Annotated in this window: 2 protein-coding genes; one reads left to right on the top strand and one right to left on the bottom strand. The window is 36.4% G+C overall.

Annotation, left to right across the window (positions count from 1 at the left end):
- Positions 1 to 68: 68 nt before the first annotated feature.
- Positions 69 to 1628, bottom strand: coding sequence for an SLAP domain-containing protein (locus tag AAA926_RS06545; protein WP_338212168.1), 1560 nt, complete (start codon positions 1626 to 1628; stop codon positions 69 to 71).
- A gap of 580 nt (positions 1629 to 2208) precedes the next feature.
- On the opposite strand from AAA926_RS06545, the gene AAA926_RS06540 reads away from it, so the two are divergent.
- Positions 2209 to 13047, top strand: coding sequence for an SLAP domain-containing protein (locus AAA926_RS06540; RefSeq protein WP_338212167.1), 10839 nt, complete (start codon positions 2209 to 2211; stop codon positions 13045 to 13047).
- Positions 13048 to 13144 lie beyond the last annotated feature (97 nt).

Below are 13144 nucleotides of genomic sequence, written 5' to 3'. Positions count from 1 at the left end.
TTCACTCCAAAACCATATAAAAAACGACATCTGCAAAAGATGTCGTCTTATTTTGATATGTAAGTGCACTACTTATTTACTGTAGCATAGTCTGAAATATTTAGAGTTTGCTGGAAACCATTAGCACTCGTAACAGTCAATACTGTATTATTGTTACTAAACTGAACGGCACTTTTATCAACGCCGTTGACAATGGCAACCAAATCAACTATTTGATTAGATTCATTGATAGTCAAATTTTTCAAATCATTAACTACTACCTTTTTGCCATTTAGAGCAGCCTTCGCATTATTTATTTGGTTTACTATATCACTAACTTGGGCTACTGTTGCAATAGCTGTATTAACTTGACTGCCGCTTGAAATGGCTGAATCATAGGCATTACGCAGAGCTTTTGCAGAAAGTTTATATGAATCACTCGCTTTAACTGCTGCGTCTTGAGTTAACAAGTCTTGTAAAGCTTTTTTATCAGTTGAAGTAGCAGTAACAGTCTCACCTTTAGCTGTATCCGGTGTATTGACTGGCTTTAATTTAACACCACTAACTTTACTAATATCGTCTTGCTTAATATAACCGTTCTTGTCACTTTGTAATTTGTAGAACAATTCGGCCTTATTATCATCCTTTACCCAAATGTATCTTAATTCGGTAACCCGTGCTCTGTGGCCTTTCGCAAAAGTTTTGGTTGGTTGTACCACACCCTTGCCGTTATACACATTAGTAGTACGAGCTAAAGTAATTGTTGTGATATCCGTATCATCTTCTGGCTTAGAATTTGCCGGCTGCAATTGTTTACCAGAAACTATACCAACGTTATTTTTCTTAACCCATTGATCTTCACCAGGGAAGTTATCGTCTTTAATACGATAAAACAGTTTTTTGCCAATATACTTGAGTTGATCAACTGTGATTTTTTTATCTTTTCTAATTAAAGTTTTAGTCGAGTGACCATTACCATCATAGATATAGGCATTATGACTTAATGTGATTACTGTAGGATCATTCTGGTTGTCACTTGGTGAATTATCATCCTTATTTGGCTTTTTATTAACTGGTTTTAACTTAGCGCCTGTAGTTTTTCCCACGTTAGCTGCCTTAATAAACTGGTTGCTTTGACCGCCTATTCTGTAAAACAACTTTTTACCGATATAAATAAGTTGGTCAACCGTAACTGTTTGGCCCTTTTTTATCTTCTTTTTCTCGGTTTTACCTTTTGCATCATAAATGTAGGCATTATGCTTTATATTAGCTTTCGTTGTAGCGGCAGGTTTTACAACCTTCTTACCATTAACATAGCCAACGTTGGCTGCCTTAACGTAGGCATTGCCACCCAAATTATAATATTCCTTATTTTTGATTGTAACTTTGCCATTATACGTTAAAGTGATGCCTTTACCAATTTTAGTATTCTTAGCACTACCCATATAGGTCTTCAATCTCTTGCCATTTTTGTCATAAACATAAGCATTATGACTCAACTTAATCGTATTTTGCTTTGAATTGTTGTTTTTCTTCGTAGCAACCTTGTCAGCAGCTTGAACAACAGTAAATTGACCTGCTCCTATTACAGGGCTAACACCAATTAACGCAGCAGCCGATATCATCATAAATTTATGACTAAATTTCATTTTACTTCTCTACCTCGTTATTTATAAAAATCTATCAATACATAATATTGTATACTAAAAAATGCCTGATACAAATAAAGTAAAGCATTGCTTACCTTTTCTTAATACTCTTGCATAAATGTAATATAACTGCAAAAATCATTTCACTTATTTTACAAGTTGCAATTTTTAATTAACTCACAGATTTTGTTTACTACCTAATTTAAATATAAATTTAAGCCATTAAGCGCAACTACTTATTATATATTCATAAATACTATACTAAAATACTTTTATAATAGTTATCCCATTTTTGAAAAATGTTTTTTGTTATTTTTACTAAAAATATTAATATTAAGGTACTCTTTGTTATATTAATTTTTTTCTTGCCATTATTGCTTCAATTTGTTTTATTCTATATTTTATTAATTTTTTATAGTTTATTTTGTAAATTGTGTTATTTATAAAATAATACAAAATAAAATTCAAATATTGACATTTGATAAATTGTCAAGTAAATTTATAGTTGTATAGTATTTAAAATAAGAAAGGACATACAAATATGCTAGGAAAGAATAATAACAATGAACGGGTGAAAAAAATGGCAATGCAAGATAAGCAAGACCATTTCTCAATTCGCAAGTTGAGTATTGGTGCCGCTTCTGTATTGCTTGGCTTTACCTTTTTTGGTTTAAATAGCAAGACAGTTAAGGCTGATACTGTTATTCCAACTCAACAAACTGAAGAAAATACCAAAACTCAAGAGAATATTTCACCTCAAGATACTACCACTCCTCCTGGTAGTATTAGTGATGCTCAAAATTCAACTACTGCTGTTAAAGCAGAAAAAACCAACAAGCCAGAAGACGGACCAAATTTGGCCACATTTTCTGGCTTGAGTTCGTTTTTAAGAGCTACTAATAGTGATAACAAGCAAGGTGACTCTGCTAAATCAGACAAAACGGAAAATTCCACTGACAAAGCTGACAAAAATGATCAGCCAGATCCTGCCACTAATACTGAGCAAAATAGCAACCACAGTCAACAAGATCAACCTACTGACCAAAAACCTGGTGACACAACAGACAGTCCAAATACAGCTGATATAACAAATGAAGATCAGACTGATGCAGATCAAGACATTGATACTACTCCAATTAATACTATGGCGCAGGAAGACTCCAGTCCAACCAGAAGTGTAAGTACTTGGGAAGATTTTGTTACAGCCTATCAGAATATCAATGTAAGCGAGATTGATATTACAGCTGACATTCGCTCCAATAAGGGTAATGGACGTGACCCTTTAAACTTTCCAGGAAGGAAATTATTAATTAAGTCTGCTGGAGATGCTAAATATACTATAGATTTTAGAAGTATCCATCCCAAAATTAAGAATAATACCATTGGTGATATTACCTATGAAAATTTAACACTCATGAGTGCTGATTACTTTGGTGTAGTTAATACTCATGGGGGAAAGTCAGCAAGAGTAACTTTTAGGAATATTGATTTTAAAGGCTCACAATTATTATATACTGATAGTAACACCGACATTATTTTCGAAGGCACCATCAATGCAGAAACCGTTGAAATGCCCATGGAAACAGGCGGAGTAAATGATGGCAGTAAGCAGCAGTTGCTAGAATTTACTAAGGATAATAACAGCATTACTTTTAAAGCTGGCTGTAAGTTCACCGGTGCAACATTTGGCGGTACCCTAATTGAAATGAAAGGGAAAAACAATGTGCTTAATGTTGAAGATGGAGCCGATGTTACCCTTATTCCACTTAAGACATATAACGGGAAAAATGGTGCCAATAATGGTCAATACACAAGACCAATCAATGCAATCTATATTGAAGGCGACAGCCAGGTAAATGTTAACGGCACAGTAAACATTCGCATTGGTGAAAGTAGCGGACTTAAGTATGATGGTGTACAAAATGCTGGTCAGGCAAGAGCAATTTACCTAGAATCTAAAACATCAAAAGTTAACATTGGTAGAGGCGGCACTATTAACGTCAACACAAACGGCAATATTTCTACTAAAAATGGCCAGCACTTAATTTATGTAGGTGGTGATTTTACCATTCATTCAGGCGGCGCCTTAAAAATTACCGGTGAAAACATGGGGAATTACTCAGGTACGTTAGTACAGATTGACGGTAAAGCCAATGTCCAAAACGGTGGCTTTGAAATTCAACTGGTTGGTGATGCGGGTACTGGAGCAATTAAACTGGTTGATGTTGCAAAAACTGGTCAACTAATTGTTAATAACCCTACTTCTCTGGTTTTGGACGCTCATTTGAATACAAACGACGCAACCAGCGTTATAGGTGATAACAAAATCACAGTCACCAATGTGCGACAGTTATTAAACCTTAATGATATTTTAGGTCAAACAAATGGAAGTCAGAACAATTTAGTGTTACCCCCTTTTCACGTTCTACAGGTTGAAAAGGCTAATAAAACAATCGCTGTTAATAAACTGGAATTATTAAACGGCATGAGAAAATTTGACCTTGAACAAGTTAAAAAGGACAACCCTAAACTTGGTGAAATCCTTAATAAGCTACAAAAAATTAGTAAACTCCTTGCAGATAACAATCATAAAACTTATGATGAGCTCTTTGATGCTGTCATTGAAGCGGCTTTTTCCAATAAGGATAATCCAGGCTACAATAACATCAGATTTATACCGGCTAACCCAAGTGGTTTCTTAGACATAGACCCGGCAAACGTTACAGTAACTGATCAGGAAGATGGTTCGAAGATCATCAAGGGTCAGGTATTAAACTATGTTCCCTCAAATGACGGTCCAGCTAGTGACGGCTTCTTCCAAAGTGTATTACCAGGTGGTACTGAGGCCTATGTTTTAGCCAGTTTCAAGGATAGTGGCGTTTACAAAAATGGTCAGGCTATTATTGATTCATCAATACCTAACCCTTATGCAGACACTATTGACACATACCGCGGCGAAGCAAATGACTTGGCACTTTTACCGACTAAATTTGCCGCTCAAGTTGCTGCAGATGGCACTTTTACCATTACACTTCCTCCTGAAATTACCACCAAGATGGCTAAAGACGCTACCATTCAGCTAACTCCTCATGCGAACTTTATTGATTATAGTCCATTAGACATTGCTGATGGTATTCGCCCTACTATAGTTAGTCTGGGGATCAAGCCTTTTAGTGAAATACAACAAGAGGCTGCTCAGGCAATTAAAGATGCAATTAGCACAGCTAAAGCCAATAAGCCAAAAAGTTTAACTGAAGATCAGGAAAAAGCATTTACAGATGCAATGAATGAGGCTGCCAAGTATGCTGCCAATATTCGGGATGACAATTATGAGTCTGATAAATCAGTTTACGGAGTACAATCTTCCAAAACTGCGATCAGTGAAATAAATAATAGGAAAAAGACGGCTTTAGACATAGTGGCAAAGGCTGTACAAGCAGCTAAAGGTCAAGCAGACTTTGAAAAAGCAAAATCTGATGCAATTACGAAGTTAACTCAACAGGCCAATGATCAAATTTCTAAGTTTCCTTCACAAGCACAAACAATAATTAATGCAAAAGATCAAGCCATAAGCAATGTACAAGCACCTGAAACAAATAACACTAATATTGAACAAGTTGTCAATGATGGTATTACTGCTATTAACCAGGCGGGCAAAGATTATCGTGATAATGTTAAAACCGATATTAATCAATCTATTACAAAAGCCGAAAAGGCAATTGATGAAGTCGCTAAAGACGAAAATGTCAAATCGCCTGTTGACGAATTAATTACCGGCTTAAAAGACAGATTAAAAAGACCAAAAGAAATTGTCGCCACTGATGGTGATCTTGATCAAGACGATAATGAAAAAGCCATTGATAACCACCAAAAAGAAGCAAAGGATGCAATTCAAGGTGTACAAGATACTGTTGATGCTATCAAAGCTTTAGAAGAAGCTGCTAAAAAGCAAATAGCTCAACATGCAGATGATAAAGAGGACATCCAAGGTGCTTTAAATCAAGCTATCAAAGATATTATTAACAGCAGTAACCCTAAAGATGACGTTAACAAGGGCCTTGACAATATTAATGGTACACATGCCAACAAGGAAAGAGAAAAGGCAGCAAATGATATTAGTGAAGCTGCTGCTAAAGCGATAGAGCGGATTAAAAACTCTGGTTTATCTGAAAATGAGCAACAGCCATACCTTGATGAAGTAAAGCAAGTGGTTGCTGATGCGACAGCTACCACTGGTGATACCGGTAAATCTATATACGGCACTGATGACGATGAAATTATCAATAAGAGAAAATCTGCTGCTGAGAGTTTAATCAATAAAGCTGCTGCTAAGTCTGAAATTGTTGGTTATACCAAAGGCTATGAAAATATCTTAGGCAAAGTAGAAAAGGCCGAGACAGCTATGAAAGATGCATTAACTGCAATTGATAGAATTGAAGATAATGCTGATAGCAGCCAGAATATTACTCAAACTGTAAAAACGGCAAAGGATAATATTTTAAATGCATTTAAAGAAGGCGCTAAAGCTCAAGTTAAGGCTGATGCAGATACGGCTAAAGGTAATTTAGGAGTTGCCAAAGAAACTAACATTGATAGCGCAGTCACCAATGCTGGTAAAACGATTGATAGTCACAGTTCCGCTACTGACATCAAGCAAGACATTATTGACGGTAAAAAGAATGTTTTAGACGCGTATAAATCTGCTGCTAAGAATCAACTGGAAGCAGCCAAAAAAGCCGTTGTTGATAAAATTCAAAAGAACCCTAATTTAACGGCTAAAAATAAAGATGAAGCTGTAAACAAAGCTAATGACTTGCTTACTGGAGATCAGGGCTATAATGGCCGCATTGATAAGGGAGAAATTCTAGCAGATGTTGATGAAGCTACTAAAGAAGGTACTGCTGCATTAAACGATTTACTTAATGAACAGAATCTCAAGGGTCAACGCAATCAGGCTATAACAGATATTCAGAATGCTAAAGACAAAGCCATCTCCACGATTACCAATGATAATAATCTGAGTGCTGAAGACAAGACCAAGTATCAAGATTTAATTAATGCTGCCGCTGATACTGGTATTGCTAATGTCACTCAAGATGATAATGAAACTGCAATTGAAACTGATAAAAACAATGCTATTAGTAATATCACAGACTATCTGGAGAATGCTGCTAATGCTGGTACAAACAATTTAGACCAACAGCGCCAAGCAGCAATTACAGAAATTGAAAATGCAGCTAAAGCAGCTAAAAATAAAATTGATAGCTTTGACGATACTGATTTAAGTCCAGAAGCTAAACAACATTATAAAGAAGCTATTGATAAAGACTTTAATAATGCCAAAGCTTTAATTAATGCCGCTAAAGACATCGACGGTGTTAATTCCGCCAAGCAAGCTGCTAAAGACAGTATTAACAAGGATTTGGCTGCTGCACAATTGATAGTTGCAAAATCTCAGGCAAATAAGGCTTTGCAAGCTGAAAGAGAAAAAGACTTAGGTATTATCAACCAAGCTTTTGAAGACAACAAAATTGATGGCGACCAAAAAGATGCTCTAACTAATAAGATTAATGGTTTCTATGAAACAGCCGTAGGCAAAGTCTATAACGACTTCACCACCGAACAGGTAGTCAAAGATAGAGATGACGGTATCGATGCTATGGCCAGTGTTGCTGGAAGTATTGCCGACGAACAAGCAAAGTTCTTAGAACAACAAAAAGATGATGCTTTAACTAACGAAGATACTGGACTTAATGCCCTGGCAGAAAAAATTCGTGCAGATATCGAAAAGGATCCTAACCTCTCTGGAAAAGAAAAGAATGGCTACTATGACGAAATTGATAATGCTTTAACAACAGCAAAAACTAATATTCAAAATGCTGATACTAAAGAAGAAATTGATTCTGCAGCTAATGCTGGTCGAGAAGCACTAAATAAGATTCGCGATAAAGCAGCATTACAGTCTAACAGAAACGCCGCTCTGAAAGAATTACTGGGTGTTTATAACGAAGTCAACGATAAAATTTCCGGCTTACAGAATGTCAACAGTACGACTAAAGAAGGCCTAATTAAACAGTTAACCAATTACTATGATGATGCAGTTGCCAAAGTAAAGAACGCTGCCATTGATCAAGTTGATACTGAGAAGCAAGAAGGCATCGATAATATGCGTAAGGTAATCAGGGATGCCCAAAGCCTTGATACCAATATTAATATTGCCAAAGAAGATATCGATAATCATGCTAAGCATGCAATTGATGAAATTAATCAGTCTTCAATGTCGGATGCTGACAAGACAGAGACTATCTCAAAAATCAATAATGAAAGAGATAAAGCTAAACAGAATATTGAGTCACAAAAGACTAATGAGGCAGTTGACAAGGCTAAAAAAGATGGTAGAGATGCTATTGATCAAGTCGTAGCAGATGCAACTACTGCCGATTTGGAAGATGCCAAAAATAACAGCGAAGATACTATCAACAGCGCTGCTCAAGAAGCAATTAACAGGCTAAATTCCTCCTATAATTCTCTGAGCGCTGAAGAAAAAGCAGACGCTAAATCACAATATGATAAGGCAATTACGGACATTAATCAGGCTGCTAATAGTGCCATCAGCAAATTACAAAACGTCAAAACCAAAGAGGATGTCAATAAACTCACTACCGATGCTATTACTGCAATCAATAAAGCTGAAGCTAGTGGCAACTTGGCAATTACCAAAGCCCAAGCAAGAAAAGCTATTAAGGATGTCGCAAGCGAAGTCAAGAGCAGTCTAAAAGATAAGGCAGATCAAGAAAGTGTTGACTCAATCGTTGGGACTGCTAATACAGCAATTAATGCCGCCCAAGATAGTGGCACAGTTTTGGGTATTCGGGATACTACTATTAAACAAATAAGGGCTATTAAGGCAACAGCAGAATCCAATGATGCTGACAAAATTAAAAAAGCTAAAGAAGAAGCTATTAATGCACTTACTGATGAACTTAACGGTAAGCATAAAGCAGATGGTTCCCTTGATCCTGAAGCCCCCGGAATTTTAAATCAAATTGATCAAATCAAAGGTTTAAGCAAGGAAGAAAAGGACAAGTATCAGAGTCAGGCAACAAACGCATGGAAAGAAGCTGTTAACCAGGTTAACGGTCAGCAAAAGGTTACCGACATAGAATCTGCTACAATAACTGGAATAATTAACATTGATAAAGCTTTGAGCGATGCTCAACTGCAAGCCGCTAAAAATAATGCTAATAAATACCTAGATGATATTGCTAAAACAGCTGCAGATGAAATCAATAAAATAGACCAATCAGCTTTAAGTGATGAAGAAAAAGCGAAACAGATCGATTTAATTAATTCAAATAAAGATACAGCTAGCAAAAATATCAACAAGGCGCAAACTCCAGCTGATGTAGAACAAGCCAAACAGGCTGGCGAAGATGCGATTAAAGGCATTGTGCAAAATGCTAAAGATAATGCTACTTTATTGCAGGAACAAAATGCCGCATACAATGCACTGGTTGAGCAAGCTAAGAAACTGAACCAGCGCTTAAACGATGACCTGTTGCACAATAAACTTGATCAAAATCAGGTTGATGAGTTAAGCAATGCTATTAGCGCAGCTTTAGGCTCAGCTAAAACAAATATTTCTGCTGCTACTGATCAAGATAAAATCAATGCTGCTAGGAGTAAAGGTGAGTCTGCTCTTAACAACATTAGCAGTGACATTGATAAAGAAGAAGTCTTAACCAAAGCTCTAAATGATCTGCAAACTGCTGCCACTAACGCCAAGGCCAAAGCTGATGAAGCTGAAGACAGCGATGCTGCTAACCAAATGAAAACGCAAATAGATCAAGAGCAAAAGAAAGCTGCTGCAAAGATTAATGCCGCTAGAAATAATAAGCAAAACACTATTACACAAATTCAAACAGCTGCAAATGATGGCATTGCCACAATTAACAAATTGGGTGAAGACTTTGATAAGAAAAATCAAATCGTTAAGGGTTTGAAAGAATATGCCACAAATGCCAAGAATGAGATTGATGGTTTAGGCTTAGCAGGCAGTGATGTCGCTACTGGTTATAAAGATATCGATCAGGCATTAAATGATGGCATTAGTTCAATTTATGGCGGTACAAGTGATAAGCTGTCGCAGTTAGAACAAGAAGCCAAAGCTAATATTGACCAGGCCAAATTGCCTAGTCAATTAACTGCAGAAAAGAATAAGTTGATTAACAAGTTTAAGAACTATGTTAACAGTAAAGGAAAAATTGAAGATGTTGCAACCAACCTAGAGCAAAATCAAATTGACTCATTGCAAAAGCAACTTGACGAAGCCATCAAGAGAACCATTGATAAAATTGCAGGTGTTAAACTTGAAAATAATTACGAAGATGCACTAGCACAAGCTCAACATGCCGAGAAAGGAACTGCCACAGATGATTTCGGTGAAACAGAAGTCGACCGTATCTTCCAAGTTGCGCAGGAAAGTGCAGACATAGTTAAGGCTAAACAAGATGCAATCTCTCAGGTAGAACAAAAACAAAAAGAAGCTAATGATGCAATAGACAAATCAGGTTTATCGCCAGAGGATCAACAAAAGCAGAAAGAGCAAATTAAAACTATTGTTGACCAAGCGAGAACTGATATTAACTCCATTTCACAATCTGAAGAAAATGCTGAAGAAAAGATAAATAACAGTAAAGAGCAAGCTATTTCCGATATCAATGCTATTAAAGATCAAGCAGCCCTAGCTGGTAAAAAGACAAAAGCTGAAGGTATTCTAAAGGATAAACAAACTAAGGCTCATACCGTAATTGATCAATCTCAATTAACTGCCGAGCAGAAGAAGGCAGCTAAAGCTGCAATTGATGATGCTTATCAACAGAGTTTCCGGGATATAGAAAAAGCTACAGCGATTAGCGACATCCCAGATGAAGCAAATATTGGTCAAAATATTGATCGTCTTTTAACTAAACCTGAAACTGGTACTGAACCAGAATGGTTTGATCATGAACAAAAGAATGCCCTTGAAGGTGCTGAAGGCGTAGATGGCCTTAACAAAGCATACGGCAAATTAAAAGACAGACTGAAAGATAAACTGTCTCAGGAATTGATAGATCGTATTGACAAGCAAATAAAAGCCATTAACAATGCTACTGATATTCCAACTGCTAGTGCAGCTTATGATGAAGCAATGACTATCATCAACAAGGAAAATGCTAAAGCTGACATTGATGAAGAAGCTGATAAAGTTAATAAGGAAATTGATGGGAATGATAAACTATCTACTGAATCAAAAGACAGACTAAAAGAGCAAATCAAAGATGATAGCCAAAAAGCCAAGGATAAAATTGATGCAATCAATGCTCCTAAAGGTGATACATCTGGCAAGAAGGAGCAAATTGATAAAATCACAGAAACCGCTAAAGATGATATTAACAGCGCTGGTAATGCCGCTAAGGATGAATCCAACAATTCGCTTAAAGAAGAGGCAAATAATGAATTAGCAGATAAACACCAAAAAGCAGTCGATGAACTAAAAGACAAATTTGGTGAAAATGCCGATACCAGCAGCGTTGATAAAGCCTACAAAGAACATTCACGTGTCAATGGTAATTCACCTGCAGATATCGCAGCAGATAAGATAGCAGCTGAAAAAGAAATAGCCAAGAGTTCAGTAACTGATACTGCTACCAACGCTAAGAATCAAGTTGATAAATTAAAGCATCAAGATGGCAGCAATTATACTGATACTGAAAAACAAGTAATAAAAGATCGCATTGATCAGGAAGTAGCTAAAGCTAATACTGATAAAACCGGCACAATCGATCAAGCTCAAGACTCAAATGCGGTAGAAACTGCCAGAAAAGATGCAGTTGACAAGATAAGCAGTATAATTGTAGCCGATAGTAAAGAACTTGATGATGTTTTAAACAACAATAGAAAAGTACAAGAAGAAAGACTAAAAGCCGCCTATGATTCCGCTGTTAAAGCTCTTAAAGACAGGTTTAAGGATAAAGCAAACACTACCAGCATTGATAAAGCATACGAAAATGCTAAAGATGCCCTCAGTGATCCTGCCAACGCGGATAAACTTGCCGCAACAGAATTAGCAGGTGAAAAAGAAATAGCTGCTGGAGCACTGACGGAGGCTCAAAAAGCTGCAACAAGTGAAATTCAGTCCTCAGGCAAATATACTGAGCAGGAAAAAGAGACTGTTATTAAACAAATTTCTACTGATATGACAACAGCAAAAGATGCTATCAATCAGCCTAAGGTTAATGACAGTAAGACAATTACCAAATTGCGTGATGATGCTATTAATCAGCTTTATCTCGATGCCACTGATCCTGAAATGATTGATCATATTCTTCATGGCAATGACAATAGTCAAGATAATGACAATAATCATGGCGATGACAACAACCATGATAATGACAATAATCATGGCAATGACAACAACCATGATAATGACAATAATCATGGCAATGATAACAACCATGGCAATGACATTAATACTGGTGGCGGTTCTGCCTCTGCTCCAGTTACTCCTAACCCTGTTAATACTGGCGACAAAGAAGAAAAAGAAGAACCAGAACTTGATTTAAGCCATAGCGAAGAATTGGCGTTAATGCATAATGCTTACCTATATGACGAAAGTGGCAAGCGTGCAAATAGGATTGTATTAGGCGCTGGCTCAATCATTACTTCATACGGTACAAAAGAGATTAACGGCAAAAATTATTACGTTCTAGTTGACAAAGGTAATAAGAACAAAATTTACTATGTCGCTATTGGCAATGTCGTTTCAACCAGTCAAAAATTAAAACATAATGCCTACGTTTACAATAAACATGGCAAACGTGTCAAGAAAGCAGGTGTGTTAAGAAAAGGCAACAACATTAATACTTATGGTGATGCAGTAACCATTCGGGGCAAGAAGTACTTTATTATTGCTCAAAACCGTTTTGTTAAAGCTGCAAATATTGCAATTCAAAAAGCTGCTGTTGCAGCTGTTACCGCAGCCCCGATCAACGAGCCAGTGACTGAAAAGCCACAACCGGTGGTCGAAAAAGCTATTATGCATAATTCATATTTGTATGATGAACAAGGAAAGCGTGCCAATAAGTTAGTCATTCTTGCTGGTTCAAGTATAAATACTGTTAACAAGAAATTGATTAATGGTAGGTCATTTTATGAACTGGAAGATGGTCTATTCATCGCTGCTGCTAATATCGATTCCAAAAAGATCAAATTAAAGCATAACGCTTATATCTATAGTCAGCATGGCAAGCGGATTGGTAAAAAAGTTTTAAAGAAACGAAAAGCAGTTAAAACTTATGGCGATCCTGTCAAAATAAACAACAAGAAATACTATATTATTGCTAAAAATAAGTTTGTTAAAAAAGCTAATTTTAAATAATTAAGTTTAGTTTAACTAAATAGCTCCAGAAGTTTGAAACTCTGGAGCTATTTTTTGATTATGCTGTAAACAAAATAAGCTGGAATCATCTTCCAGC

The organism is Lactobacillus juensis (assembly GCF_036246285.1).
In the GTDB taxonomy this organism is placed as follows: Bacteria; Bacillota; Bacilli; order Lactobacillales; family Lactobacillaceae; genus Lactobacillus; species Lactobacillus juensis.
Note: the sequence above shows the minus strand (reverse complement) of the source record. Positions and strands in the feature narration are given on the sequence as shown.

Bases quoted from the DNA above. Each gene is read 5' to 3' on its own strand.
- AAA926_RS06545 (WP_338212168.1), bottom strand. From the start codon at position 1,628: ATGAAATTTAGTCATAAATTTATGATGATATCGGCTGCTGCGTTAATT.
- AAA926_RS06540 (WP_338212167.1), top strand. From the start codon at position 2,209: ATGGCAATGCAAGATAAGCAAGACCATTTCTCAATTCGCAAGTTGAGT.